General features: G+C 60.2%; 26 protein-coding genes. 14 read left to right on the top strand and 12 right to left on the bottom strand.

Features of this window, described 5'->3' with window-relative positions:
• Positions 1-131: 131 nt before the first annotated feature.
• Positions 132-1,625 (bottom strand): aminotransferase class V-fold PLP-dependent enzyme, encoded by a 1,494-nt coding sequence (locus ACQY1K_RS16340; RefSeq protein ID WP_430257876.1) that lies wholly within the window; start codon positions 1,623-1,625, stop codon positions 132-134.
• 96 nt (positions 1,626-1,721) lie between these two features.
• Here ACQY1K_RS16340 and ACQY1K_RS16335 point away from each other — a divergent pair, with 96 nt between their 5' ends.
• Complete coding sequence (locus tag ACQY1K_RS16335; RefSeq protein ID WP_062462056.1) at positions 1,722-2,207, top strand: Lrp/AsnC family transcriptional regulator; 486 nt, start codon at positions 1,722-1,724, stop codon at positions 2,205-2,207.
• 104 nt (positions 2,208-2,311) lie between these two features.
• Here ACQY1K_RS16335 and ACQY1K_RS16330 read toward each other — a convergent pair whose 3' ends face one another.
• Entirely contained in the window at positions 2,312-2,515 is a 204-nt protein-coding gene (locus tag ACQY1K_RS16330; protein WP_012760580.1) for a cold-shock protein, read from the bottom strand.
• 301 nt (positions 2,516-2,816) lie between these two features.
• Between ACQY1K_RS16330 and ACQY1K_RS16325 the strand changes: the two genes are divergently transcribed.
• The 3 genes from ACQY1K_RS16325 to rocF all read left to right on the top strand — a co-directional run bounded on the left by ACQY1K_RS16325 (position 2,817) and on the right by rocF (position 6,185).
• Positions 2,817-4,013: an amidohydrolase family protein gene (locus ACQY1K_RS16325; RefSeq protein ID WP_430257875.1), complete on the top strand. Its 1,197-nt coding sequence runs from the start codon at positions 2,817-2,819 to the stop codon at positions 4,011-4,013.
• 187 nt (positions 4,014-4,200) lie between these two features.
• The gene (locus tag ACQY1K_RS16320; protein WP_430257874.1) at positions 4,201-5,127 is read left to right on the top strand and encodes a dihydrodipicolinate synthase family protein; all 927 of its coding nucleotides are present in this window, start codon (positions 4,201-4,203) and stop codon (positions 5,125-5,127) included.
• Positions 5,128-5,264: 137 nt separating this feature from the next.
• A complete protein-coding gene (gene rocF, locus ACQY1K_RS16315) occupies positions 5,265-6,185 on the top strand; it encodes an arginase (RefSeq protein ID WP_430241702.1) in 921 nt (306 codons plus the stop codon).
• A 7-nt stretch (positions 6,186-6,192) separates the two neighbouring features.
• On the opposite strand, the gene ACQY1K_RS16310 is transcribed toward rocF, so the two are convergent.
• The 5 genes from ACQY1K_RS16310 to ACQY1K_RS16290 all read right to left on the bottom strand — a co-directional run bounded on the left by ACQY1K_RS16310 (position 6,193) and on the right by ACQY1K_RS16290 (position 10,101).
• A complete protein-coding gene (locus ACQY1K_RS16310; RefSeq protein ID WP_430257873.1) occupies positions 6,193-6,984 on the bottom strand; it encodes an amino acid ABC transporter ATP-binding protein in 792 nt (263 codons plus the stop codon).
• Positions 6,981-7,649: an amino acid ABC transporter permease gene (locus ACQY1K_RS16305; protein ID WP_430257872.1), complete on the bottom strand. Its 669-nt coding sequence runs from the start codon at positions 7,647-7,649 to the stop codon at positions 6,981-6,983. Before ACQY1K_RS16305 ends, ACQY1K_RS16310 begins: the two co-directional genes overlap by 4 nt.
• On the bottom strand, positions 7,646-8,287 hold the full coding sequence (locus ACQY1K_RS16300; RefSeq protein WP_430257871.1) for an amino acid ABC transporter permease: 642 nt from the start codon (positions 8,285-8,287) through the stop codon (positions 7,646-7,648). Before ACQY1K_RS16300 ends, ACQY1K_RS16305 begins: the two co-directional genes overlap by 4 nt.
• A gap of 100 nt (positions 8,288-8,387) precedes the next feature.
• On the bottom strand, positions 8,388-9,218 hold the full coding sequence (locus ACQY1K_RS16295; protein WP_062581505.1) for a transporter substrate-binding domain-containing protein: 831 nt from the start codon (positions 9,216-9,218) through the stop codon (positions 8,388-8,390).
• 169 nt (positions 9,219-9,387) lie between these two features.
• Complete coding sequence (locus ACQY1K_RS16290; protein ID WP_174197210.1) at positions 9,388-10,101, bottom strand: GntR family transcriptional regulator; 714 nt, start codon at positions 10,099-10,101, stop codon at positions 9,388-9,390.
• A 234-nt stretch (positions 10,102-10,335) separates the two neighbouring features.
• Between ACQY1K_RS16290 and ACQY1K_RS16285 the strand changes: the two genes are divergently transcribed.
• From ACQY1K_RS16285 to ACQY1K_RS16260, 6 genes are all read left to right on the top strand, one after another.
• Entirely contained in the window at positions 10,336-11,424 is a 1,089-nt protein-coding gene (locus ACQY1K_RS16285; RefSeq protein ID WP_430257870.1) for an ABC transporter ATP-binding protein, read from the top strand.
• 37 nt (positions 11,425-11,461) lie between these two features.
• Complete coding sequence (locus ACQY1K_RS16280) at positions 11,462-12,751, top strand: ABC transporter substrate-binding protein (RefSeq protein ID WP_430257869.1); 1,290 nt, start codon at positions 11,462-11,464, stop codon at positions 12,749-12,751.
• 150 nt (positions 12,752-12,901) lie between these two features.
• Positions 12,902-13,813 carry an ABC transporter permease gene (locus tag ACQY1K_RS16275; RefSeq protein WP_430257868.1) on the top strand — a complete coding sequence of 304 codons (912 nt, stop codon included), beginning with the start codon at positions 12,902-12,904 and terminating at the stop codon, positions 13,811-13,813.
• Positions 13,814-13,831: 18 nt separating this feature from the next.
• The gene (locus ACQY1K_RS16270; RefSeq protein ID WP_430250835.1) at positions 13,832-14,650 is read left to right on the top strand and encodes an ABC transporter permease; all 819 of its coding nucleotides are present in this window, start codon (positions 13,832-13,834) and stop codon (positions 14,648-14,650) included.
• Positions 14,651-14,659: 9 nt separating this feature from the next.
• Positions 14,660-15,406 carry an aspartate/glutamate racemase family protein gene (locus ACQY1K_RS16265; RefSeq protein ID WP_430257866.1) on the top strand — a complete coding sequence of 249 codons (747 nt, stop codon included), beginning with the start codon at positions 14,660-14,662 and terminating at the stop codon, positions 15,404-15,406.
• Positions 15,403-16,239 (top strand): GNAT family N-acetyltransferase, encoded by an 837-nt coding sequence (locus tag ACQY1K_RS16260; protein ID WP_430257865.1) that lies wholly within the window; start codon positions 15,403-15,405, stop codon positions 16,237-16,239. The genes ACQY1K_RS16265 and ACQY1K_RS16260 overlap by 4 nt, the downstream gene beginning before the upstream one ends.
• On the opposite strand, the gene ACQY1K_RS16255 is transcribed toward ACQY1K_RS16260, so the two are convergent.
• From ACQY1K_RS16255 to ytfQ, 5 genes are all read right to left on the bottom strand, one after another.
• Positions 16,217-17,017, bottom strand: coding sequence for a FadR/GntR family transcriptional regulator (locus ACQY1K_RS16255; protein ID WP_082471960.1), 801 nt, complete (start codon positions 17,015-17,017; stop codon positions 16,217-16,219). The two genes, ACQY1K_RS16260 and ACQY1K_RS16255, sit on opposite strands and share 23 nt — an antisense overlap.
• Before the next feature lies 1 nt (position 17,018).
• Positions 17,019-18,005 carry a galactofuranose ABC transporter, permease protein YjfF gene (yjfF, locus tag ACQY1K_RS16250; RefSeq protein ID WP_082471961.1) on the bottom strand — a complete coding sequence of 329 codons (987 nt, stop codon included), beginning with the start codon at positions 18,003-18,005 and terminating at the stop codon, positions 17,019-17,021.
• Positions 18,002-19,036 carry an ABC transporter permease gene (locus tag ACQY1K_RS16245; protein WP_062581519.1) on the bottom strand — a complete coding sequence of 345 codons (1,035 nt, stop codon included), beginning with the start codon at positions 19,034-19,036 and terminating at the stop codon, positions 18,002-18,004. Before ACQY1K_RS16245 ends, yjfF begins: the two co-directional genes overlap by 4 nt.
• Entirely contained in the window at positions 19,036-20,541 is a 1,506-nt protein-coding gene (locus ACQY1K_RS16240) for a sugar ABC transporter ATP-binding protein (protein ID WP_430257863.1), read from the bottom strand. The genes ACQY1K_RS16245 and ACQY1K_RS16240 overlap by 1 nt, the downstream gene beginning before the upstream one ends.
• 172 nt (positions 20,542-20,713) lie before the next feature.
• Complete coding sequence (gene ytfQ, locus ACQY1K_RS16235; RefSeq protein ID WP_062581523.1) at positions 20,714-21,673, bottom strand: galactofuranose ABC transporter, galactofuranose-binding protein YtfQ; 960 nt, start codon at positions 21,671-21,673, stop codon at positions 20,714-20,716.
• Positions 21,674-22,002: 329 nt separating this feature from the next.
• Here ytfQ and araD1 point away from each other — a divergent pair, with 329 nt between their 5' ends.
• The 4 genes from araD1 to chvE all read left to right on the top strand — a co-directional run bounded on the left by araD1 (position 22,003) and on the right by chvE (position 26,924).
• A complete protein-coding gene (araD1, locus tag ACQY1K_RS16230) occupies positions 22,003-22,992 on the top strand; it encodes an AraD1 family protein (protein ID WP_062582998.1) in 990 nt (329 codons plus the stop codon).
• A 1-nt stretch (position 22,993) separates the two neighbouring features.
• Positions 22,994-23,926, top strand: coding sequence for a Gfo/Idh/MocA family protein (locus ACQY1K_RS16225; protein WP_430257862.1), 933 nt, complete (start codon positions 22,994-22,996; stop codon positions 23,924-23,926).
• A 2-nt stretch (positions 23,927-23,928) separates the two neighbouring features.
• Positions 23,929-25,773, top strand: coding sequence for an IlvD/Edd family dehydratase (locus ACQY1K_RS16220; RefSeq protein ID WP_092659186.1), 1,845 nt, complete (start codon positions 23,929-23,931; stop codon positions 25,771-25,773).
• A gap of 107 nt (positions 25,774-25,880) precedes the next feature.
• Positions 25,881-26,924, top strand: a complete 1,044-nt coding sequence (gene chvE / locus ACQY1K_RS16215; RefSeq protein ID WP_430259049.1) for a multiple monosaccharide ABC transporter substrate-binding protein — start codon at positions 25,881-25,883, stop codon at positions 26,922-26,924.
• Positions 26,925-26,958: the final 34 nt, after the last annotated feature.

The raw sequence follows: 26,958 nt of genomic DNA, 5'->3' as shown, positions 1-26,958 counted from the left end.
ATCATGACCAGCGCCTGATCAACTTGAGCACGAAAGCGTCATCCTCCGCTGGTAGGTTGCGCTATGTCACGGGGGTCATACCCGCAAGGCGGCCGGGTGGGCACGCCAAATGGTAGGCGTTTGGCAAAAGCCTATGCCGTCGCCTCCAACGGTTGAGCGAGGGGCGAGAATATCGCCCGGCTGCGATCGACCATGTATGACGCTGTATGCGAAGGGGCATCCCGGGCGAGTTGGATCACCGCTTCAAGGATGAACCTGACTTTTTCCTCGGAATGGAGAACGCTCAGATTGAGCCGGGTGAAACCCGGTTTCTCGATTTCGTTGCCGTTCCGGATCGATTGCCTGATCCGCTCCGAATGCTCGTCATCGATCGACAGGAGGCGGTGGACATAGGGGCCGGCGCAGGCGCAGCCGCCGCGTGCCTGTATGCCGAAGCGATCGGAAAGCATGCGGGTGATCAGCTGCTGATGCACATAGCCACCCTTTCCATCCCTGATGCGAAACGAAAAGATCGGCAGTCTCGACATGCTCATCGAGCCCAACAGCTCGATCTGGGGAATGCCCTGCCAAGCCTCGAATGCGCGCGCGGTGAAATTCTCGTTCAGGCTCGCAATTCTCTCGAGGCCGATTGCGTGCTTGACCAAGAAGGCGAGTGCAGCGCGGATATCGCCGATGACGTTGGGGGTTCCGGCTTCTTCGCGCGCTTCGATATTGTCGCTGTAATCGTGGCCCGTCGGGGAGACGAATTTGACGGTGCCGCCGCCTGGCCAAGAGGGTTTTGTAGTGACGACTGCATCGCGTCTGACCACGAGGATACCGGAGGCACCGGGGCCACCGAGGAATTTATGGGGCGATACGACGATGGCGTCGATCTCGGCGCCTTCAGCCGGTGTCATCGTGATTGGGATATAGGGACCTGCGCCGGCGAAATCCCAGAGGATCTTTGCGCCTGCCGATTTTGCGAGCCGGGTGACCGCTTCGATATCCGTCAGGATACCGGTGATGTTCGATGCGGCCGAAAACGAGCAGATCGTCAGAACGTCCCTGCTGTCCTTAAGAGCCTTTTCCAGGAGGATGAGGTCAGGGCCACCACCGCAACCTTCCTGAATTTCGATGATCTCAGCGCCGCTTTCCCGCCAGGGGAGGATGTTCGAATGATGCTCGTAGGGGCCGATGATGACCCGGGCGGGTTTGCCGGTAGTGACTGCATCCTCGACGCCGAGCAACTTGACCAGGCGGTTGATGCCGGCCGTTGCGCCGGATCCGGCAAAGATCACCGCATGGCGGCTGTCGGCGCCACAGCATTCGGCGATAGTGGCACGCGCTTCACGGCGCATGCGGGTCATCATCGCTCCGCAAAAGGACGCTTCCGTATGGCTGTTGGCATAGTAAGGCAGGACCTCTTCAAGAACGAAGGTTTCCACCTGCCGGAGCGCCCGTCCTGACGCCACATAATCGGCGTAGATGAGATCCTTCAGGCCGTATGGCCCGTCCACCTTGGCGGATGCGCCAATCATTCCCGAGGTCAGTGCTGCAATCGGATCTGCGACAGCCAGACTGCGACGAAATCCCTGAAGAGCAGTTTCGGGTTCGGTTCGTGGCATGCAGTCAGCCAGCTGGCGCATTGTCGATCTCCTTGACGAGTTGACTGCGATTATAAACTGAAGCAGGGTCTGAATTCTTCACCGTATTTTCGCTGATTTTGCCAGGAACTGTGTCAAATGATCGAGAAAGACCTGAATTTCGATGAAATCGATCTACGAATCCTCACGAGCCTGCAACGCAACTCGGCCTTGTCGCAGCGTGATTTGGCAGAGCATGTCGGACTTTCGCAAAATGCATGCTGGCGCAGGCTGCAGCGTCTGCAGGCAAGCGGGATCATCGGCAATGCCCGATCCGAGATCGATCTCGACCTGCTGGGCTTCGATCTGACGGTCATTGTGATGATTCGCACACGCCACCATTCCAAGGAATGGGCTGACGATTTTCGCAGGCATGTCGATCGCCTGCCGGAGGTGATCGACTTTTACAGGATCGGGGGAGATTGGGATTATCTGATCAAGGTCGTGACCCGCGGAATATCAGGGTATGACGCATTTTATCAGAAGCTCATCACGAATTTCGATCTCGCGACGGTGACGGGCTTTTTCGCGATGGAGGCGATCATTCGCAACCGTGCACTGGATCTCAGCCGAATGAACCGGTGAGACTTGGTTCGGTTTCCAGCCATATTTGGCGGCACAACCGATGGATTAACCCGCAGAATGTGCCTAGCCCACCCTAAAGCAGGCTAGGCGCTTTTTATCGTCGCTTAGAGAACCGAGACGTTTTCAGCCTTCGATTTACCGGTCTTGCGATCCTGTCCGACTTCGAAGCTGACCTTGTCACCTTCGCGAAGCGAGCCGCCGCGCTGCAGAGCAGAAACGTGAACGAACACGTCCTGGCCGCCATTCTCAGGCGTGATGAAGCCGAAGCCCTTGTCGTCGTTGAAGAATTTAACCGTACCTGTCGCCATGAGAAACCTGTTTCCTATGTAATCCGCGAAATTGCGATGGGCAAACTATAGCGCCACCGCTTCACTATCAACCCCAGCACCATGAACACCGTGATGCCCGGCCCGTATCAACGCCAAATTTTCTTGCCACCGACTACGCAAAGTATCTTAAGCATTGATATCTCTGGCGAGCAAGCCTGCCGCGACACCTAACTCCGTTATCTTGATCGGATATTGGTCGCATAGCGGGCAATAAGCCGTATAAACCAGGGGGTTGCCGCCGACCTGACGCTGTAAACGATGCTAGAATTTGAGGAAGCCCATGACCAAAAGCACGACGGTTTTCACCAATGCCAGGCTGGCGGAGGGCGTTCTGCGCGATATTCACGTCGAGTCGGGGCGGATATCTGCGATTGAAGCAGCAGGCTCGGTTACTCCTTCTGCCGAGGTCATCGACATCGGCGGCGAGTTGCTGGTTCCGGGTTTTGTCGAAGGGCACATCCATCTGGATACGAGCTTCTACGGCGATAAATGGATGCCGCATCGGCCCTGCACCAACGGTTTCGACGTGCAGGAGCGGGTCACCTTCCAGGCGGAGAACATGGCCGCCGCGGCGCCGATGGACAAGCGGGCCCGCGATCAGCTCGATCTCTGCATCGCCAATGGCACGCTTTCCATGCGCAGCCACGTGATGGTCGATGGTTCGGTCGGGCTGAAATCGCTGGAGACGGTCCTGGCGGTTCGCGAGGACTATAGGGATCTCATCGATCTCCAGCTGGTGGCCTTTCCCCAGAGCGGCATCCTCAAGAGCCCCGGAACGCCGGACTTGCTGGACGAGGCGATCAGGCTTGGTGCCGATCTGGTCGGCGGTCTCGATCCGGCCAGTTTCGACCGTGACGTCACCGGCCATCTCGATGTGGTCTTCGGCGTTGCCGAAAAGCACGGCGTCGATATCGACATTCACCTCCACGATGCCGGCAGCATGGGCGCGTTTACCATCGAGGAAATCTGCGCCCGCACGGTGGCGCTCGGCATGCAGGGCCATGTCGCGATCAGCCATGCCTATGGGCTTGGGGATCTCGGCGCTGATGCGGCGCGCAAAATTGCCGCAACGATTGCGAAAAGCGGCGTTTCGATCATGACCAATGCGCCGGGCAACCACAATTTCCCGCCGGTCGCTCTGTTGCGGCGAGAAGGCGTCACCGTGTTCAGCGGCAGCGACAATATTCGCGACAGCTGGTGGCCCTATGGCGATGGCGACATGCTGCACCGGGCGGAAATCATCGGCTATCGCTCGGGCTTCTATACCGACGAGGACCTGAAGGCAGTGTTCGATATCGTCACGTCTGAAAGCGCCAAGGCGCTGCGGATCGAGTCCTATGGTATCGAGATTGGCGCGAAAGCCGATTTCGTGACGCTTTCGGCTGCCAATATTCCGGAAGCGGTCGTTGCTTTCCCCGGCAACAGGCGTGTGTTCAAGGGTGGACGTCTCGTTGCCCAGGGTGGCAAACGGGTCTGATTCGCTTTGAGATCGGTGACGGAGGACGGCTTGAAACCGTAACTCCGCCGATCGGAATGGCGGGCATGGTGTTCTTCGTCCACATCATGATACCGGTCGAACAGCCGGAGTCGGACAGGCCTTTGCTATTACCGGAGGTCCTGACGCGAATTACCCTGCAGCTCGTTCGATACTGAGAGGAGATTTCATGACATTCAATGCCGAAACCAAGGGCGTTTACGCCATTGCCGCGACACCGTTTCATGAGGATGGTTCGATCGATTTCGATTCCGTCGATCGGCTGACCGATTTCTATGAGGAGAGCGGCTGCACCGGCATTACCATTCTCGGCATCATGGGAGAGGCGCCGAAGCTGGAGGCGGATGAAAGCCGCGCGATCATCAAGCGCGTGGTTTCCCGTGCCAAGGTGCCGATCATCGTCGGCGTGTCGGCGCCCGGTTTCGCCGCCATGCGGTCGCTCGCTCGCTCCTCCATGGACATGGGTGCCGCAGGCGTGATGATCGCGCCGGGGCAGGGCGCCAAGACCGACGACCAGACCATAAATTATTTTGCAGGCGCCGTGGAAGCGGTTGGTGAAGACGTGCCATGGGTGCTGCAGGACTATCCGCTGACGCTCAACACGGTGATCGCAACCAGCGTGGTCGCCAAGATCATCACCAACCATCCCTCCTGCCTGATGCTGAAGCATGAGGACTGGCCGGGTCTTGAAAAGATTTCCAGGCTGCGCGCGATGCAGAAGGCCGGAGAGTTGCGGCCGTTCTCCATTCTCTGCGGCAATGGCGGCATGTTCCTCGATTTCGAGCCGGAGCGCGGCGCCGATGGGGCAATGACCGGCTACGGTTTCCCGGATATGCTGACCGAGCTGGTCGAGCTTTTTGCTGCCGGCAAGCGCGACGAGGCGCATGATCTGTTCGATGCGCATCTGCCGCTGATCCGCTACGAGCAGCAGCTCGGCATCGGTCTTGCCGTGCGCAAGCACGTGCTCAAGCGCCGCGGCGTGATTGCCTCCGATGCGCAGCGCAAGCCAGCCCAGATGCTGACGCAGGCCGCCAAGGCAGAGGTGGACTATCTGCTCGCACGCCTCGCCAGGCACGACACGCGCGCAGCGCTCTGACATCGGAGGGAGTGGGATACGAGGCCCCACTCCTTCCTCCGCCCCATTTTCTTAAGGATGAGGCTGACTGCTGCCTATCGGCCGCGTTCCGTGATAGGTCTTGAGCCCGAAGATTCGGTCAGCGACGGAAAAACAGCATGCATTGCAAACTCATCGGCGTTCCCCTTCAGGATGGAGCATCCCAGCTCGGTTGCGAGATGGGGCCGAGTGCGTTGCGCACCGCAGGCCTTGCCGGCGCGCTCGCCGATCTCGGCCATCAGGTCAGCGATCTCGGCAATCTGGCGCTGCCGCCGGTCTCTGATATCACCCATCCCAACCCGGCGGTTCGCCGACTGCCTCAGATCGTCGCCTGGGTCGAACTGCTGACCAAGATCGCCCACCGCGAAAGTGCCGAGGGCATGCCGATCTTTCTCGGCGGCGATCACGCAATGTCGGCCGGCATCGTCGCGGGCCTGGCACGCACGGCGTCCGAAAAGCAGCGACCGCTTTTCGTTCTCTGGGTCGATGCGCATACGGATTTCCACACGCTGGAAACGACCGGCAGCGGCAATCTGCACGGCGTTCCCGTTGCCTATTTCACGGGGCAACCGGGGTTTGAAGGCTATTTCCCGCCGCTGACGCATCCGGTCGATCCGGCCAATGTCTGCATGATCGGCATCCGCAGCGTCGATCCGCAGGAGCGCTCCGCGATCAACAAGAGTGACATCACGGTGCATGATATGCGGGCGATCGACGAACATGGCGTGGGCGCCGTGCTGCGCTCGTTTATCGAAAAGGTCGAGGCCGCGGGCGGTCTGCTGCATGTCAGCCTCGACGTGGATTTCCTCGATCCGTCGGTCGCTCCCGCCGTCGGAACTACGGTGCCGGGCGGCGCTACGTTCCGCGAAGCGCATCTGGTGATGGAAATGCTGCATGACAGCGGTCTCGTCACCAGCCTCGATCTGGTCGAGCTCAACCCGTTCCTCGATGAACGGGGCCGTACCGCCACGCTTCTGGTGGACCTCACCGCCAGCCTGATGGGCCGCACCGTGCTTGACCGCCCGACCCGGCGGTTCTGACCGCTCGTCAGATCAGCATGCTGGCGCCGCGGTCGAGATAGGTATCGAGGAACTGGTCGAGACGCGGATGGCGCGGCTTGGCAAAGACCTCCGAGGGCGGGCCGGAAAACAGCAGCTTGCCGTGGTCGAGAAACGAGATCTGCTGGCCGACGGTGGCGGCAAAGCCGATCTCGTGGGTCACGACAACCATCGTCATGCCTTCATCGGCCAGATCCCGCATCACTTTCAGCACTTCGCCCGTCAGTTCCGGGTCAAGTGCTGATGTCGCTTCGTCAAACAGCATGATCTTCGGCTCGAGTGCCAGGGCGCGGGCGATGGCGACCCTCTGCTGCTGACCGCCGGACAATTGCGACGGGTAATGGCCGGCGCGGTTTTCCAGGCCAACCTTGCGCAGCTGTGCCATGGCCTTTTCCTCGGCGTCTGCCTTCGACAGCTTCCTGACGATCTTCAGGGCTTCGCTGACATTGCCGAGCGCCGTCATGTGCGGCCAGAGATTGAACTGCTGGAAGACCATGCCGGTTTGCGCGCGCACAGCGCGGATCTGCGCCGGAGGCAGTCGTTCGCGCATTCCGTCGGGCTTTTCGAAAAAGCCGAGCGCCTCGCCGTTGATTGTGATCATGCCGCTGGTTGATTCCTCCAGAAACGCCAGGCACCGCAACAGCGTGCTCTTGCCCGAGCCGGAAGGGCCGATCAGGCAGGAGACCTTTCCCTCGGGTATCTCGAGATTGATATCCTGCAGAACGGTCGTCTCTCCGAACCGCTTGACCAGGTTGCGGATGGTGATGGCGGGTAGGGTCATGCTTTCGAAAACCTCAAACGGGAAAGCCGGTATTCGGCGGCGCGGCCAAGCCGGTCGGTCAGCTCGACAAGTGCCCAGTAGACGACAGCGAGAATGAAGATCGCTTCGAGATAGGCGTATTGCTGCGAGCCGATGGCGCTGACGGTGGCCGTCAGTTCCGGCACGGTGATGATCGACAGAACGGCGGATTCCTTCAGCAGGATGACCGAAAGGTTGACCGCCGGCGGCAGCACGATCAGTGCCATTTCCGGGATCTGAATGCGGCGGATCGTCTGCAGGCGCGTCATGCCGAGGCAGGCGGCAGCCTCCACATGGCCGGTTGGCACGGCGGCAAAGCCGGCTCGGAAGATCTCGCTGTAATAGGCGGCGCTGTAGACGGTCAGTCCGATGACGCCGCAGGGGATCGGGTCCAGCATCAGGCCGACGAACGGACCGCCGTAATAGAGAAGAAAGATCTGGATCAGGAAGGGCGTGCCGCGCAGCACTTCGACAACGGAGCCGAGGACGGCGTTGGTCGCGAACCCACCGAAGCGGCGGGCGGTTGCCACGAGAAAGCCGATGACGACGCCACCGGCAATGCCGGCGATCCAGAGCAGGAGCGTGACGAACAGCCCGCTGCCGAGTTCGGGCAGCTTTTCGATGATGACCTGAGGATTGAACATCATGCGGAGGTCCTCGCCATGGATCTTTCCGCGTATCGACCGAGCAGAGCAATCGTCGAGCAGATCACGAAATAGACCAGTCCGGCACTCAGAAAGATCGGGATCGGCTGGTAGGTGCTGGAGGCCAGATCCTGCGCCATCTTTGTCAGCTCGATAATCCCGACGACCGACACGAGCGACGATGCCTTGAGGATCATGATCGATTCGTTGACCAGCGTCGGAAGCGTCAGCCGCAGAGCGATCGGCACCTGGATACGCGCAAAGATCTGCAGCGGATTGAAGCCCGTCACCTCAGCTGCCTCGATCAGGCCTTTCGGCACGCTGGAGAAGCCGCCGCGCAGGTTTTCCGCCTGATAGGCGGCGGTGCATAGCGACAATCCGATAATCGCCGCGACAATGCTCGGCACGTTGAGGCCAATCGCCGGCAGCAGCGTGTAGATCAGCAGCAACTGGACGAGCAGCGGCACGCCGCGGAAGAAGCTGACGAACAGCCTTGCGGGTGCGGAGTAGATCGCCTTGCCGGACAGGGTCGCGGCCGAAAGCAGGATCGCGATCACGAACCCGATCACAATCGAGACCAGGCTGATGCCGATGGTCGACAGCGCCGCCTGCAGAAGAAGCGTGAATAGTTTGAACGTCATCTGTCGTCACGTCTCGCCCGGGGGATGCGGCGGGCGGATGGAGCAGTGGGTGAAGCGGGCAGGACACGACCTGTCGTATCCTGCCCGTTCGCAAGGTTTGTTAGAACGCAGGTTCTTTCACTTCGTCCGGCGTATCGAACGTTGTGCCGAACCACTTTTCCTGCAGCTTGGCGAGGCGCCCGTCCTTCTTCATCTTGATGACTTCGGAATTGACGTATTCGACGAGGCTCGCGCTGTCGGCGTCCTTCTTGCCGATGAAGCCGAAATAGGCCTTCTTGCCGAAGGCGGGCGTCACCACTTCGAAGACGCCGGCGCGCTGCTTTGCGACGAAGGCAATGTTCGGCAGCGAATTTGCGACGGCGACGATACGGCCGGCAGCCAGATCCGCGTAGGCGTCGTTGAAGGAAACGTATTCGCGGGCGGTCACCTTGGTCGGAAGAGTCTCGGAATATTGCTGCAGCTGAGCAAGCTGCGCGGTCGCCTTGCCGGCGCCGACGGCCTTGCCGGCAATGTCTTCAGGCTTGGTGATCGATGTATCGCCGGCTTTCTTCAGGATGGCGACGGTGGCTTCAGCGATCGGCGCGGTCATCTTGAAGCGTTCCAGGCGTGCCTTGGTGATGGTGGCAGGGCCCGCGACGAAATCGAACTTGCCGGCTTCCAGCGCCGGGAAGACGCCATCCCAGGGAAGCTCGACCCATTCGATCTTGACGCCGAGATCCTTGCCGAGTTCTGCGAAGAAATCGACGTTGAGGCCCGTATGCGTGCCGGCATCGATAAAGTCGAAAGGAGCAAAGGCGGTTTCCGTGCCGACCTTCATGACGCCGGCCGCCTTGATGCGGGCAAGCGCGTCATCTGCGGCATGGGCGGAAAACGCCGTGGTTACGAGAAGTGCGGCGCCGACGGCGGCCTTCAGCAGGTGTCTCTTCAGCATTGGTGATGTCTCCACGTTATCGGCATACGCGTGCCGATGGCTGTTCCCGTTTATTGGCTCGGCGGAGTGAACCGGCAAAGCATGGAACAAATAGACAGAGCTTCCGAAACAGAGTCAACGCGGTTTCGCACTGCAATATAGGCTAGGTAAGTGCGAAGATAGCGATCGATCAGCCGATCGCGAGCGCGTCTTTCAAGCCGAGACCCTGCTTCTCCTGGAGGTCGAGATCAGCCTCGATATGATCGATATGGTGCAGCATCAGAGCGGCTGCCCGGTCGCCATCGCCGTCCTTGAGCGCGTCGAGGATCGCGAAGTGCTCGCTGTGGCCGCAGCTCGACACACCTGATCGGCCGTAAAGCGCGATCACCAGTGAAGAGCGGGCTATCAATTCGTCCATGAAGCGCTGGAGAATGGCATTTCCGGCGACCGAAGCCAGCATCAGGTGGAAATCTCCCGATGCCTTGATCTCGGCGCGGCGTGCGGCCGGACCGCGCTCGGTCATGTAGCGCTCTTCTTCCTCAAGCTGGCGCCGGAACTGCTCGATGTCGTCAAGCGTGATACGTTCGAGCGCGGCCGCGACGATGCCGGGCTCGATCAGCCGGCGCGAGGCAAAGATCTGGCGTGCTTCGTCCGGCGACGGATTGGAGACGAAGGCGCCGCGGTTTCGCTCGGTCTTTACCAGGCCTTCGAAGGTCAGCATCTGCAGCGCGGCGCGGGCGACGGTGCGACTGACATCGAACAGCGAGCCGACTTCGGCTTCCGAAAGCTTGGTTCCCGGCGCCAGGCGACGGTCGATGATCGCGTTGCGCAGCGCTTCGCGTATCGCCATAGACCGGTCTTCCGGCGTCGTCTCGCTGAGAATGATCTGCTCGCTGATACTCATCACCACATCCCGTTAATCTCCATTACTCCAGACAAATAGAGATTGCCAGAACGGATGTCTTCGATCCACGGCAAGGATTGCATACGATTTGCGCATGGGATCGGCATCGATCGCATGATTTTTGCGCACTGCACGCAAAACTCATTTCTGACCGGATTGAAGTTCCAGCAGTGCCAAAGGCTTAGGGAAACTGGCACGGCGGATGCATCTCATTTCCCAAGCAGGGAGCCACGAATGAGCAAAGCCGCCGAAATCGATATCGCCTCCGTCACCAAGACCTATGGGACGACGACGGCGGTCCATGCGATCAGTCTCAAGATCCCGGCCGGCACCTATTGCTGCCTGCTCGGCCCGTCCGGCTGCGGCAAGACGTCGACGCTGAGAATGATCGCCGGACACGAGAGCATCACGTCGGGCGACGTGCGGCTCGGCAACACGGTGGTCACGGATCTTCCGCCCGCCAAACGCGGCACGGCGATGATGTTCCAGTCCTACGCGCTGTTTCCGCATCTCGATCTCGTCGACAACGTCGCTTTCTCCCTGAAGATGAAGGGCGTCGACAAGAATGTCCGCCGTGCCAAGGCGATGGACCTGCTGCGGCTGATGCAGATGGAAGGCTATGCGACGCGCCGTCCGGCCCAGCTTTCCGGCGGTCAGCAGCAGCGCGTGGCGCTGGCGCGTGCGCTCATCACCGATCCCGAAGCCCTGTTGCTCGATGAGCCGCTTTCGGCGCTCGATCCGTTTTTGAAGATCCGCATGCGCGCGGAGTTGAAGAAACTGCAGACCTCGCTCGGCATCACGTTCGTGCATGTGACCCACAGCCAGGAAGAGGCGATGGCGCTTGCCGATATCATCGTCATCATGAACGACGGCCGCATCGAGCAGGCGGCTCATCCGCGCGTCGTGTTTGAGAAGCCGGCGACGGCCTTCGTCGCGAAGTTCATGGGTGACCACAACGTCATTTCCGGTCGCGTCACCAAAAGCGCGGGCCAGGAACTGATGCTGTCCGTGCCGGCCGGTGCCGATTTCCTTGCCGTCGGCGATAATGGCGAATTGACCGATCAGGCCGATATCGCCATCCGCACCGATCATGTCCGGATCGGCCAGCCGTCCGAGACGGGCCTCGGCTTTACCGGCTCGATCACCAATTTCGAATATCGCGGTTCCTCAGTGAAGCTGTCGGTCAACGGCGCCGGCGTCGAGGATTTTACCGCGATCCTCTCCGACACCGATTTCTTCGCCAATCCGGTCAAGGTCGGAGAGGCGATCCCCCTCTGCTGGGGCCGGGAGGACGCCATTGTCCTCGGGCGCCTCAAGCACTGATCCCGCTCACAATAATCAACTAGAGGAGAACATGGGAATGACTGAAATCCAAAAGGGCGCAAAGGGACTTTCGCGCCGCTCGCTGCTGAAGACCGCATCCGCCGCTGCCGGCCTTGCCGCTGGTTCGGGCGCCATCACCGGCTTCCCGACCATCTGGGCGCAGAACCCGATCACGATCCGCCAGTTCGGTACCGGCGTTTCGAACCTCAATGCGATTGCCGAAAAGTGCAAGGCGGATCTCGGCATCACGCTCGAGATGACCGCAACGGACTCGGATGCAGCTGCCCAGCGCGCCGTCACGCAGCCGAACTCCTACGACATTGCCGACATCGAATACTGGATCCTCAAGAAGGTCTATCCGGCCGGCGTCATCCAGCCGATGGATGTGAAGAAGCTGAAATATTACGACAAGGTCGTGCCGCTGTTCAAGAACGGCAAGCTGAAGCCGGACAGCGTGATCGCCCAGGGCACGGCGCCGCATACGGTCGGCTTCGTCGAAAAGGCGGGCGACAAGAAATTCGCCAAGGAAGAGACCCAGTGGTTCACTATGATGCCGACGATCTACAATGCCGATACGCTCGGCATTCGTCCGGATCTGGTCGGCCGTGAAATCACGACCTGGGCCGACATCATGGACCCGAAGTTCAAGGGCAAGACGTCGATCCTGAACATCCCGTCGATCGGCATCATGGATGCCGCGATGATCATGGAAGCCATGGGCAACATCAAGTATGCCGACAAGGGCAACATGACCAAGGCCGAGATCGATGCGACCATCGATTTCCTGATCAAGGCCAAGCAGGCGGGTCAGTTCCGCGCCTTCTGGAAGTCTTTCGACGAAAGCGTCAACCTGATGTCGTCGGGCGAAGTCATCATCCAGTCGATGTGGTCGCCGGCCGTTGCCGCTGTCCGCTCCAAGGGCATCGCCTGCAAATATCAGCCGCTCAAGGAAGGCTATCGCTCGTGGGGCGGCGGTCTCGGTCTTGCCGCGCATCTTTCTGGCGCCAAGCTCGATGCGGTCTATGAATATATCAACTGGTACACATCCGGCTGGGTCGGCGCCTACCTCAACCGCCAGGGTTACTATTCCGCCGCCATGGACACTGCCAAGGAACACATGTCGGCCGACGAGTGGGGCTACTGGATCGAAGGCAAGGCAGCAAAGGGCGATATCGTCGCGCCCGATGGCAAGGTCATGGAAAAGGCCGGTGCGGTTCGCGATGGCGGCTCCTTCGAGGAACGCATGGGTCATGTGGCCTGCTGGAATTCGGTGATGGACGAGGACCGCTACATGGTTCGCCGCTGGAACGAATTCATCGCGGCTTAACGGCAGTACGACAGGTTCCCTCCCCCTTGTGGGGAGGGTTAGGGAGGGGCCTTTCTTCAAAACCCCTCCCGGCCTGCCGGCCACCCTCCCCACAAGGGGGAGGGGGACTTGCGGAACCGCTCCATCTTTCGACGAAGGCAGGAAACACCGATGGCGACGATCACATCCGCGGACGCGGTGAAACCGGAAATGCCCAAAGCCCGCAGCTTTCGCATCCCGCTCGGCCTCGTTTCCTATCTGCAGGCGACGCCGCTGACGCTGATCCTTGGGTTCTTCCTGGCGCTTCCGATCCTGATGATCGTGATCGTCAGTTTCTGGGACTATGACTTTGCCCAGATGTATCCCGACCTTTTGACCATGAACTATGCGGAAACGCTCGGATCCTGGGTCACCTGGAAGACCTATCTCAACACGCTGAAATTTGCGGCGATCGTCTGGGCGATCACGCTGTTCGTCGGATTCTGGGTCGCCTATTTTCTGGCCTTCCACATTCGCACCTCGGCGATGCAAATGGTGCTGTTTCTGGTCTGCACCGTGCCGTTCCTGACATCCAACATTATCAGGATGATTTCGTGGATCCCGGTTCTCGGGCGAAACGGGTTGATCAACAGCGCGCTCGTCAGTGCCGGCATCGTGCCGGAGCCGATCCAGTGGCTGCTTTATTCCGACTTCGCCGTCGTGCTGGCCATGGTGCATCTCTACACGCTGTTCATGGTGACGCCGATCTTCAACACACTGATGCGGATCGACAAATCGCTCGTCGAGGCGGCGCGTGACGCCGGCGCAACGTCCTTTCAGATCCTCACCAATGTCATCATTCCGCTTGCCAAGCCCGGCATGGCGATCGGCACGATCTTCGTGGTGACGCTGGTGATGGCCGACTTTTCCACCGTGCAGGTCATGTCCGGTGGGCAAAGCGCGTCGGTGGCGCTGATGATGAAGAACCAGATGTCGCTGCTGCAATATCCGGCTGCTGCCGCCAACGCGGTGGTTCTTCTGGTCCTCGTTCTCTTGATGGTCGCGGGCATCCTGCGCATCGTCGATATCCGCAAAGAACTGTGAAGATGGGGGAGCTTTGAGATGCACAGCGACAAGCGCGGCCGTGAATTCTATTTCCTCGCCCTATTCTTCGCCATCTTCGTGCTGTTTCTCTACGGCCCGCTGTCTGCGGTGCTGATCCTGTCGTTCCAGGGACCGAACGGTGGCCTGACGTTCCCCTTGAACGGCGTTTCCACCCGCTGGTTCGTCAACCTGTTCGAGACCCAGGCGGTCGGCGATTTCGGCGGTTCGTTCCGCCGCTCCACAGCGCTCGGGGTGATGGTGATGATTGTCACGGTCGTCGTGGCGCTTCTGGCTGGTCTTGCCTTTCGCCGCAAGTTTGCCGGTGCGACGGCTCTCTTTTATCTGGCGGTCGCCAGTCTCGTCGTGCCGTCGATCATCGTCTCGCTCGGCATCGGTGTCGTCTTTCAGCAGTTCGGGCTCGAACCGTCCTGGTACACGTCTGCCTTCGGCGCGCATCTGACATGGACCCTGCCGTTCGGCGTGCTGATCATGTTCGCGGTGTTCAACCGCTTTTCGCCCGCCTATGAGGAGGCTGCGCGCGATCTCGGCGCCTCGTCCTGGCAGACTTTTTCCAATGTCGTGCTGCCGATGATCGCCCCCAGCCTTATCGGCGTCGGGCTGTTCGGCTTCACGCTTTCCTATGACGAGTTTGCCCGCACGCTGATGACGGCTGGCACGTACAATACGCTGCCGCTCGAGATCTACGGCATGACCACTAATGTCACGACGCCGGTGCTCTATGCGCTGGGGACGGTGACGACGGTGTTCTCGTTCCTGGTCATTGCCGGAACGCTCGGCTTGATCGTCTATATCAACCGTCGCCGCCTGCGGAGCTGATCCCACACGATGCGCATTCTGATCGTCAATCCCAATACAACGGCCAGCATGACGGCGACCGTCGCCGACAGCGCCGCCCGCGTCGCCAATTCCGATACGCAGATCCACGCCGTCACATCGTCCATGGGGCCGGTGTCGATCGAAGGCTATTACGACGAAGTGTTTGCGGTCCCCGGCCTTTTGGTCGAGCTTGCCAAGGGCGAAAAGGCCGGTGCCGACGCGGCGATCATCGCCTGTTTCGATGATACGGGGCTCGATGCAGCGCGGGCTCTCGCAAATATCCCTGTTATCGGCATCTGCGAAGCGGCGGTCTCTGCCACTGCTTTCATCGCGCAACGGTTCACGATCGTGACGACCATGGAACGCTCGCGCCTGCCGCTCGAACATCTCGTCCATCGCTATGGCATGTCCGGCCGCTGCAAGGTGCGGGCCGCCGATATTCCGGTTCTGTCGCTGGAAGACCCGACATCCAATGCGCGCGAGCGTCTTCGCGCCGAGATCGCGCTAGCCTTGAAGGAAGACAAGGCCGAGGCGATCGTGCTCGGTTGCGCCGGCATGGCCGACCTTACCGCCGAGCTGCGGGCCGAATTCGGGGTGCCGGTCGTGGATGGTGTCGCGGCTGCCGTCAAACAGGCGGAAATGCTGGTGGCACTGGGGCTTTTGACGGCTAAAAACGGCGGCTATGCAACGCCGGTCAACAAGCCGTATGTCGGGCTTCTCGAGGGTTTTGCGCCTAGCAGGCTTGCGGCGCGATGACAGGCTCAGCCGTCGTCCGGACGCTGGCACTTTCGGAGCTTGAATGCCTTCTCGACTGGGCGAGAGCGGAAGGCTGGAACCCCGGGCTTGCCGATGCGGCCACCTTTTATGCCGCGGATCCCGATGGTTTCTTCGGCTGTTTCGTCGATGGCGTGCTCGCATCAGGCATTTCGGCGGTGCGATACGGCAGCGATTTCGGGTTCATCGGCCTCTATATCGCGCATCCCGATTTTCGTGGGCAGGGTATGGGCCGGCGCGTATGGGATGCTGGCATGGCCCATTTGGAGGGGCGCACGATCGGTCTCGATGGCGTTGCGGAGCAACAGCAGCATTATCGCAGCATGGGGTTCGAGCCGTTCTACGAGACTATCCGCTGGAGTGGCCGCCTCAGAGGTACCACCGTCGCCGGCGTGACCGATGCCAGCGTCGGTAATTCGCCGGCTATCATCCACTACGATGGCAACGTCTTCCCGCAAGTCCGCAAGGCGTTTCTTTCCGAGTGGCTGAAGCCGCCGAGGTCGACGAAGGTCCTGATTGATGATGGAGAGATCAGAGGATATGGCGTCTGCCGCAAATGTAGCGACGGGTTCAAGATCGGTCCGCTTTTCGCCGAGGGTGCGACCGAAGCCGTCACGCTACTGGAAAGCCTCGTCGCGGAAACCGGAGGCGAGACCGTGCATATCGATGTGCCGGCGCCGCAGCAGGAATTTTCGGACTATCTTTCAGAAGCCGGATTCCAAAAAGGTTTTACGACAGCCCGAATGTATCGCGGCTTGCCGCCGTCAGCGCAGACATCCGATGTCTTCGGGTTCACGACGTTGGAACTCGGGTAGAATCCGGGAAGCGCAGCTCGGCGGTCTTGTTGCCTGGCACGTTCTCCGCAGCATCCAGCGACGTGCGGATGCGGATTTTGCCGACGTCGATCACATGACGCATCGCAGACATCGCCTTTTGCGGATCGCGGGACGCGATGGCATGGGCGATGCGCAGATGGTTGGAGGCGACTTCGTCGATCATTTCCGGCGACGCGGCCGGTGACGACAGCTGGAAGGAAATCGCCAGTGCCGCCTCGATCAAAGCGCTTGCCGAACGCATGAACGGATTGCCGGACATGCGGGCGATGGCCAGATGGAATTCGAGATCCACGTTGGCGATTGATTCCGGCGTGTGGTTGAGATTGTCGAATTTGGCAGCGATCGCGTAAAGCGAAACGATGTCATCGCTCGTTGCCCTCAAAGCCGCCGCCGCCGCCGCTGCCGGCTCAAGCGCGGTGCGCATTTCGGCCAGATGCTCGATGAACTCGTAGTCGAGGCTCGTCTCGAAACGCCAACTCAAGACATCCGCGTCGAAGAAATTCCAGCTTGAACTGTCGAGGACGCGGGTACCGACCTTCGCCTTGGCTTCGACCAGCCGCTTGGCAGACAGCGTCTTCATCGCCTCGCGCAACACCGTGCGCGATACGCCGAACCGTGCGGAAAGCTCGGTGTCGCCGGGCAGGAGAGAGCCTTCGGGGAACGTGCCGGAAACGATCCCGCGGCCAAGCCCAGCGACCACCGTTGCGTGGTTGCTACGGCGCTTTCGCCCGTTAATCGTCGTTTCCAGCAAACTCAAACTAGATCTCCTTAAGCCGACTCTCGGCCAATCGCCGGTTTGAATACCAGATGATACCGCGCTGCAACACAATGAACACGAAAAGGAGGATGCCGATGACGATCTTCGTCCACCAGGACGACAGGGTTCCGTCGAAGACGATGTAGGTCTGGATCAGTCCCTGGATAAGAATGCCGACGAATGTGCCGGCCACAAGCCCGACGCCGCCGGTCAAAAGCGTGCCGCCGATGACGACAGCTGCAATCGCGTCGAGTTCGACGCCGACGGTCGCCAGCGAATAACCCGACGAGGTATAGAGCGTGTAGGCGATGCCGGCGAGGCCCGACAGGAAGCCTGACAGCGCATAGATGCCGATCGTCGTGGAGCCGACCGGAACGCCCATCAGTTCCGCCGACTGGATATTGCCGCCGATCGCATAGACATTGGCGCCGAACCGCGTCCTTCCGGCAATGAAGCCGCCGATGATGAAGACCAGCAGCATCAGGATCGCAAGTGCGGTCAGCCGCCCGCCGCCGGGAAAGCGGAAATAGAAGCCCTGGATCGCGTCGATCATCTCGTGGCTGATCGGCACCGACGCCGTGGAGATCAGATAGGCGGCGCCGCGTGCCAGAAACATGCCGGCCAGCGTCACGACAAAAGGCGGAATGCCGAGATAACGGATCATCGCCCCCATCAGGCTGCCAAACAGGGTGGAGATGACGAGAACGGCCAAGAACGCGGTGAGGGGGTGCAGGCCGAGCGAGCCGACGGCCACGGCGACAAAGACGCTTGTGAAGGCGATGACCGAGCCGATCGAGAGATCGATGCCTCCTGACAGAATGACGAAGGTCATGCCGACAGCGGCGATGCCGAGAAACGCATTGTCGGTCAGCAGATTGCCGATCACCCTGGTCGACAGCATGTTCGGAAACTGCAGGATGCAGAGCCCGTAGGCTATGACGAAAATTGCCAGCGTCGTGACGAAGGGAAGGTTGCGGGTGTGGATCATCGTGCCGCTCCTTCAACCTTGGAAACAGGTTTCTGACTGGGTTTTGGCTGCGACCTCAAGAAGCCGAGCATGGTGATGACGGCGGGTGATTGCAGTGTCAGCACGATGATGATGATGCCGGCCTTGATGATGAGGTTGAATTCCGGCGGGAAGCCGGAAACGAGAATGCCGGTGTTGATCGACTGGATGATCAGCGCGCCGATCAGCGACGCTGTGATCGAGAAGCGGCCGCCGTTCAGCGATGTGCCGCCGATGACGACCGCGAGGATCGCATCGAGTTCAAGCCAGAGGCCCGCATTGTTGGCATCGGCGCCGCGGATATCGGCGGTCACGATCAGGCCGGCGACTGCGGCACACAGGCCCGAGATCGCATAGACGAAGAACAGCAGGAAGCGGGCCTTCACGCCGGCAAGCGTTGCGGCACGGCGGTTGATGCCCGTTGCCTCGATCAGGAAGCCGAGCGCCGAGCGGCGGACCAGCAGGCCGACGAGAAGGCCGGTGCCGAGCCAGAGAAAGATCGGGATCGGAATGCCGGCGAAGGAACCGGATCCGAGCGCCGAAAACGTGTCGTCATTGAAGGTGAGGATGACGCCCTCTGTGATCAGCTGGGCAATCCCGCGTCCCGCCACCATCAGGATCAGCGTTGCGATGATCGGTTGGATATCGAGGAGGGCAACGAGAATGCCGTTCCAGAGACCGCAGACGAGGCCGATGCCGAGCGATACGACGATGACGACCGGGATCGGATATCCATCGGCGATCAGCGTTGCGGCAACGGCACCGCAGATGGCGATGACGGCGCCGATCGAAAGATCGATACCGCGCGTCGCGATGACCAGCGTCATGCCGATGGTCAAAAGTGCGACCGGTGCGGCGCGCACCAGAATGTCGATCAGGCTGCCATAGACCCGGCCGTTCTGGACCGAGATCGTCAGGAAGCCGGGCGCGATGGCCGTAATCATGCCGAGGATAATCGCAAGCGCGATCAGCTGCGGCGCAAGTCGCTTGAGGCGACGGGTTATCGGGTTCATCAGGCGGCCTCCGTCCGGTTCGGTGCGGCAATCGCCTGCATGATATTGTCGGCGTTGACGTCGCTGCCGGTGAGTTCCGCCACGTGGCGGCGGTCGGAAAGTACAATGACCCGGTGGGCGATCGCTGTGAGTTCCTCAAGTTCGGAGGAGATCACCACAAGCGACATGCCTTCGGCACAGAGCCGCTCGATCATTTTCAGGATTTCCGCGTGGGCACCGATATCGATGCCGCGGGTCGGTTCGTCGAGGATCAGAAGCCGTGGTTCCGTCGCCAGCCAGCGGGCAAGGATCGCCTTCTGCTGGTTGCCGCCAGACAGGAACTTGATCGGACGCTCGGCGTCGGCTGGGCGAATGTCCAGAGATTTGATAAAACCTTCAGCCAAGGCCCGGCGCTCGCGCGACGAGATGGGCTTTGCCCAGCCTTGACGGGCCTGCAGTGCCAAGGCGATATTGTCGGCCACGGAAAGATCGCCAATGATCCCGTCCGTCTTGCGTTCTTCCGGACAGAAACCAAACCCGTTGGAGATGGCCGCGACCGGCGAGGAGAGGGCGATCTCCTTGCCGTCAATGCTGGCTGTGCCGCTGTCTGCACGGTCGATGCCGAAAAGGAGGAAGGCCGTTTCGCTGCGGCCAGACCCGAGAAGTCCGGCGACGCCGACGACTTCGCCCGGGCGTATGTCGAGATCGAACGGGGCGACGCTGCCGCGTTTTCCGTAGCCGGCGAAACGAATGGGCGCCTCGCCGGTCGGGGCGATGGTTTCTTCTTGGGCCTGATGCTCTCGGGTAATGTCCTGCAGCTCACGGCCGAGCATCATCGAGATGAGTTCGAGACGCGGCAGTTCGGCCAGCGCCCGGCTTCCCACCAGCCTGCCATTGCGCAACACGGTGACCCTGTCGGCCACTGCATAAACCTGGTTCAGGAAGTGGGTGATGATGATGATGCCGAGACCTTGTTCGCGCAGCCTGCGCAGCACGACGAACAGCATTTCGACTTCCTGGCTGTCGAGACTTGCGGTCGGCTCGTCGAGAACAAGCACCTTGCCGGAAAGATCGACGGCACGGGCAATCGCGACGATCTGGCGGATCGCGACGGAATAGGAGGAGAGAAGCGCATCGACGTCGATATCGAGGCCGTATCTCGCGAGAAGCGCTTTCGCGCGCCGACGCATCTCGCGTCGGTCGATGAACCCGAAGCGGCTTGGTTGGCGACCGAGGAACAGGTTTTCGGCCACCGTGAGGTTTTCTAGAAGATTGACTTCCTGATAGACGGTGCCGATGCCGAGCGCCTGCGCTTCCGCGACGTTGGCCGGCGTCACGTCTTTGCCATCCAGCCGCATCTCGCCGCGGTCACGCGTGTAGACACCTGTCAGGATCTTGATCAACGTGGATTTGCCGGCGCCATTTTCGCCAAGCAGCGCGTGGATTTCGCCCCGCTGCAGCGTGAAGTCCACGCCCTCAAGCGCGGTGACGCCGAGAAAGGATTTGCCGATGCCCCTTGCTTCCATGAGCGGGTCATCGAGACGTTCCCGGTTTGTGGCGGAGAACGAATTTTCTGAGGAAGTCTGTATGTCTGTCATGCTCCAGCCCGCATAAGTGGAGGCCGGGACAGCTCTTGAAAAAGCTGCCCCGGTTGAAAACTGCCCGGCTCGGTCGAGAGCTAGATCGGGCGGCGGGAGATCAGTAGCCGAGGCCCTTCTTGGCTTCGTACACCTTCATCGGGTCATCAGAAGCCGTGTACAGCTTCGATTCTGTCTGGATCCACTTTGGTGGTTCCTTCTTGTCCTTCAGGTAGGCTTCGAGTGCGTCGAGCGCGGGGCCTGCCATGTTCGGCGTGAGCTCCACAGTCGCGTTTGCTTCACCCTTCGACATAGCCTGGAAAATATCCGGAACGGCGTCGATCGAGACGACCTTGATGTCGGTGCCCGGCTTCAGCCCGGCTTCCTTGATGGCCTGGATCGCGCCGACGGCCATGTCGTCATTATGAGCGTAAACGGCGCAGATGCCCTTGCCGCCGCCTTCTGCCTTGATGAAGCTTTCCATGACTTCCTTACCCTTGGTGCGGGTAAAGTCACCGGTCTGCGAACGCGCGATCTTGATGTTCGAATGCGAGGCAATAGCCTGTTCGAAACCCTTCTTGCGGTTGATGGCAGGTGAGGAACCGGTGGTTCCCTGCAGTTCCACGACCTTGCAGTCCTTGGAGCCGACATCCTTCACCAGCCAGTCGCCTGCAACCTTGCCTTCAAAGGTCTGGTCAGAGGTGACGGCCGTCAGGTAGAGATCTTTCGGTGCATCGATTTCGCGGTCGAGAAGGATGACAGGGATCTTTTCTTCCTTGGCTTCCTTCAGGACTGCGTCCCAGCCGGTGGCAACGACAGGTGCGATCAGGATCGCATCGACGCCCTGGGCGATAAAGCCGCGGATTGCCTTGATCTGGTTTTCCTGCTTCTGCTGCGCATCGGCAAACTTGAGGGTGATGCCGCGCTTTTCGGCCTGCTGCTTCGTCACTGTCGTTTCGGCAGCGCGCCAGCCGGATTCAGATCCGATCTGCGAGAAGCCGATTGTCAGGGATTTTGCGGAAACGCTCGAAGCCAGGCATGCGGTAACAACGGCGGTAGCCGCCCATAGTGCTCTCTTCATCTTAAATCCTCCCAGAGATGATAAGAAAACTGACGGTCGAAGGTTTGGCATATAATCATACTTTTGCAAGACGCAAAATTGCGAAAAATCACGCTTTCGAAACGCGATTTTGCGAGATCCTCATTTATCTATATGATTCCACTCGCTATTTAGAATTCTCCCTTGTTTACGATGATGGCACTCTGAAGCCATCTCGTTCTTGACAGTACGTCCCGTTATCCAATAGTCGTATTAATGACGCATCGGATCGTGATCTGATGGGAGGGGTTGGCGCGGTTTCGGGAGACACTGCGCTTCAATATTATCAGACTTATCGGATGGCAGGGCATATGTTGCGAATTCTTCAGGTTGCGAGCTTGTCTGGCGATGTTCAGGTTGTCGCCTGGAGCGGAGATACTCCGCGCGTCGTCAATGGCGTTTCCTCAACCTACGAGCTTGCCCAGAAGGCCATTGCAGCAGGCCTTAGCCTGGCGCAGCAGATCGAAGCACTCGGGCTTGGTGATGAAGTCGACCTCGACGTTGCCGCGCAGAGCGGACGTCTTGGTCTGCCGGTCTCGCATCCCGATCCAGCCCATTTCATCGTTGCCGGCACCGGCCTCACGCATCTCGGTTCCGCCGATGGTCGCGACAAGATGCACAAGGCAGCGCAGTCGGAAGAAAAGCCGACCGATTCCATGCGCATGTTCCTGATGGGCGTCGAGGGCGGCAAGCCGAAGGATGGCGAAGTCGGTGCGCAGCCGGAATGGTTCTACAAGGGCAATGGAACGCAGCTGCGCGCAACCGGCGAAGATCTCGTTTCTCCCTCGTTCGCGCTCGATGGCGGCGAGGAGCCGGAACTGGCGGCGATCTATCTGATCGGCCCCGATGGTACGCCTTTCCGTCTTGGCTTCTGTCTCTCCAACGAATTTTCCGATCACGTGACCGAGAAGGGCAACTATCTCTGGCTTGCCCATTCCAAGCTGCGCCAGGCAGCGCTCGGACCGGAACTTCTAGTCGGCGAGCTGCCTGATCATGTCGAAGGCACGTCGCGGATCCGTCGCGGTGACGAGGTGATCTTCGAAAAGCCGTTCCTGTCGGGCGAAGCGAACATGTCGCACTCGATCGCCAACCTCGAATACCACAATTTCAAATACGACCTGTTCCGCCAGCCGGGCGATCTGCATGTCCATTTCTTCGGCACGGCGACGCTGTCGGTCTCGCATGGCATCAAGACCGAAGCCGGCGATGTGTTCGAGATCGATGCGGCGCCGTTCAAGCTTCCGCTCGTGAACCGTCTGGCTGTGGCAGCGGAAACGCCTGTCGCGATCAAGGCGCTCTGAGGTGGCCATGACCCCCATTCGTCTCGCTATCGTCGGACTTGGCAAGATTGCCAGGGACCAGCATCTCGGCGCAATCGAAGCGACCGACGGGATCGATCTCGTCGCAGTCGCCAGCCGCAACGCCTCGCTCGAGAATGTCGCGTGCTTTGCCGATATTCACGAGCTGCTGGCCTCCGGCGTCGAAATCGACGCCGTCTCTCTCTGTACGCCGCCCCAGGGCCGGTTCGAGCAGGCAAAGGCAGCGCTTGAAGCCGGCAAGCATGTAATGCTCGAAAAGCCGCCGGGCGCGACGCTTTCGGAGGTCTTTGCGCTGGAAACGCTGGCGAGAGAAAAAGGCCTCAGCCTGTTTGCAACATGGCATTCCCGCGCTGCCGCGGCTGTCGAGCCTGCAAGGGCGTTGATCGCCGAGCGGACGTTGAAAAGCGTTTCGGTCGAGTGGAAGGAAGATGTTCGCCACTGGCATCCGGGTCAGGCGTGGATCTGGGAGCCGGGCGGTCTCGGCGTTTTCGATCCCGGCATCAATGCTCTGTCGATCGTCACGCGGATCATGCCCGAAACGTTTCATCTCGTGCGCTCCGAACTGACCTTCCCGGCCAATCGTGCAGCGCCGATCGCTGCAAGCCTTGCCTTCGAAACGAAAAGCGGCTTGCCTGTGGCGGCCGAATTCAACTGGCGTCAGACGGGGCCGCAGACCTGGGACATCCGGGTCGAGACCGAAGAGGGCACGATCGTCCTCACCCACGGCGGCAGCCGCCTGATCGTCGACGGCGAGGCGCAGATCGTCGAGGAAGATCGCGAATATCGCAATCTGTATCGGGATTTCGTGGCGCTCGTCACCAAGGGTGACAGCGATACGGATTTCTCACCGCTGGTGCATGTGGCGGATGCCTTCATGCTTGGCCGGCGCATTGAAACTGAAGCATTCGAGGACTGAAGATGAGCAATTCGGAAAACGCGCCCTCAAGTGAAATCGCCGAAACCGGAGAGCGCCGCCAGGACGCGCGTAAGCTGCGGTCGCGCGCCTGGTTCGACAATCCTGACAATGTCGACATGACCGCGCTCTATCTCGAGCGCTACATGAACTTCGGTCTCAGCCAGGCCGAACTTCAGTCGGACCGGCCGATCATCGGCATCGCCCAGACCGGTTCGGACCTGTCGCCGTGCAACCGCCACCATCTGGAGCTTGCCAACCGTCTGCGCGAAGGTATTCGCGAAGCGGGCGGCATCGCCATCGAATTTCCGGTGCATCCGATCCAGGAAACCGGCAAGCGCCCGACCGCGGGCCTTGACCGCAACCTGGCCTATCTCGGCCTTGTCGAAGTTCTCTACGGTTACCCGCTCGATGGCGTCGTGCTGACGATCGGCTGCGACAAGACCACGCCAGCCTGTCTGATGGCCGCTGCCACCGTCAACATTCCAGCCATCGCCCTGTCGGTCGGCCCGATGCTGAACGGCTGGTTCCGCGGTGAGCGCACCGGTTCCGGCACGATCGTCTGGAAGGCACGCGAACTTCTGGCCAAGGGCGAGATCGATTACGCGGGCTTCGTGAAGCTTGTCGCGTCTTCGGCACCATCCACCGGCTATTGCAACACGATGGGTACGGCAACGACGATGAACTCGCTTGCCGAAGCGCTCGGAATGCAGCTGCCGGGTTCGGCCGCAATCCCGGCTCCTTACCGTGACCGCCAGGAAGTTTCCTATCTCACCGGCCTTCGCATTGTCGAAATGGTCAAGGAAGACCTGAAGCCTTCCGACATCCTGACCAAGGACGCTTTCATCAACGCTATCCGCGTCAACTCGGCGATCGGCGGCTCGACCAATGCGCCGATCCACTTGAACGCGCTCGCCCGCCATACCGGCGTGGAACTGACGGTCGACGACTGGCAGACCTATGGCGAGGAAGTTCCGCTTCTGGTCAATCTGCAGCCAGCCGGCGAATATCTCGGCGAAGACTATTACCATGCCGGCGGCGTTCCGGCGGTTGTCAACCAGCTGATGACGCAGGGCCTCATCAACGAAGATGCGATGACGGTGAACGGTAAGACGATCGGCGACAACTGTCGCGGTGCGATCATCGAGGACGACAAGGTCATCAAGCGTTACGACGAACCGCTGAAGGCACGCGCCGGCTTCCGCGTTCTGCGCGGCAACCTGTTCTCTTCCGCAATCATGAAGACCAGCGTTATCTCGCCTGAGTTCCGCGAGCGTTACCTCTCCAATCCGAACGATCCGGAAGCCTTCGAAGGCCGTGCGATCGTGTTCGACGGTCCGGAGGATTATCACCACCGCATCGACGATCCGTCGCTCGAGATCGACGAGCATTCGGTTCTCTTCATGCGCGGTGCCGGTCCGATCGGTTATCCGGGCGCTGCCGAAGTCGTCAACATGCGCGCTCCCGATTACCTTCTGAAACGGGGTATCAGCTCGCTCGCCTGCATCGGTGATGGACGCCAGTCCGGCACGTCGGGCAGCCCGTCGATCCTCAACGCGTCTCCGGAAGCGGCAGCAGGTGGTGGTCTTGCACTTTTGAAGACCGGCGACCGTGTGCGCATCGATCTCGGTCGCGGCGAAGCCAACATCCTGATTTCGGATGATGAGCTTGCACAACGTCGAAGCACTCTGGACGCCGAGGGCGGCTATCGCTATCCGAAGCACCAGACGCCGTGGCAGGAAATCCAGCGCGGCATCGTCGGGCAGATGGAAACCGGCGCGGTTCTCGAACCGGCTGTCAAATACCAGCGCATTGCGCAGACCGAAGGTCTGCCGCGCGACAATCACTGACCTGAAAAAGGTCGTGAGGGGAGGCGGGGAGCCTCTCCCGGATAATACGGCAGCTTAATTGTGAGCTGCTTGAAACGGAGGAGTTACTTATGAAAATTTTGAAACTCATGACTACGGCTGCAATTTTCGCAGGTGTCGCTCTCGCGTCGCCTGTGTTTGCTGCAGAGAAGGGTCTCGTCGGCGTCGCGATGCCGACCAAGTCTTCCGCCCGCTGGATCGCCGATGGCGACAACATGGTCAAGGTTCTGAAAGAACGTGGCTATGACGTGGACCTTCAGTATGCTGAAGACGATATCCCGAACCAGCTGTCGCAGATCGAAAACATGGTCACCAAGGGTGCCAAGGTTCTCGTGATCGCATCGATCGACGGCACGACACTGTCCGACGTTCTGCAGCAGGCTGCCGATCAGAAGATCAAGGTCATTGCCTATGACCGCCTGATCCGCGAAACACCGAATGTCGACTATTACGCGACCTTCGACAACTTCCAGGTCGGCGTTCAGCAGGCAACCTCGCTGGTAAAGGGTCTCAAGGCCGATACCGAAAAGGGCCCGTTCAACATCGAACTGTTCGGCGGTTCGCCGGACGACAACAACGCCTTCTTCTTCTATAACGGTGCGATGAGCGTCCTTCAGCCGCTGATCGACAAGGGCACGCTCAAGGTCGGCTCCGGCCAGACCGGCATGGACAAGGTCGCGACCCTTCGTTGGGATCCGGCAACTGCCCAGTCTCGCATGGACGCCATCCTGTCCTCGACCTATTCCGACAAGAAGCTGAACGGCGTTCTGTCTCCCTATGACGGTATCTCGCTCGGCATCATCTCGTCGCTGAAGGGCGTCGGCTACGGTTCCGGCGACATGCCGATGCCGATCGTCTCCGGTCAGGATGCGGAAGTGCCTTCGGTCAAGTCGATCATCGCCGGCGAACAGTATTCGACGATCTACAAGGACACGCGCGAACTCGCGAAGGTCACCGTAGACATGGTCGATGCTGCCATGAACGGCAAGGAACCGGTTGTCACCGACACCAAGACCTATGACAACGGCAAGAAGGTCGTTCCGTCCTACCTGCTGAAGCCAGTTGTCGTCGACAAGACGAACTGGAAGGTCCTCGTCGATACCGGCTACTACCAGGAATCGCAGCTCAAGTAAGTCTCTGGCCGCGCGGCGCAAGCGTCGCGCGGCT

The sequence above is a fragment of the Neorhizobium sp. IRS_2294 genome (genome assembly GCF_050500145.1).
Taxonomy (GTDB): domain Bacteria; phylum Pseudomonadota; class Alphaproteobacteria; order Rhizobiales; family Rhizobiaceae; genus Neorhizobium; species Neorhizobium soli.
The sequence above is the reverse complement of the archived record's forward strand: the minus strand, read 5'-3'. Positions and strand labels throughout refer to the sequence as shown.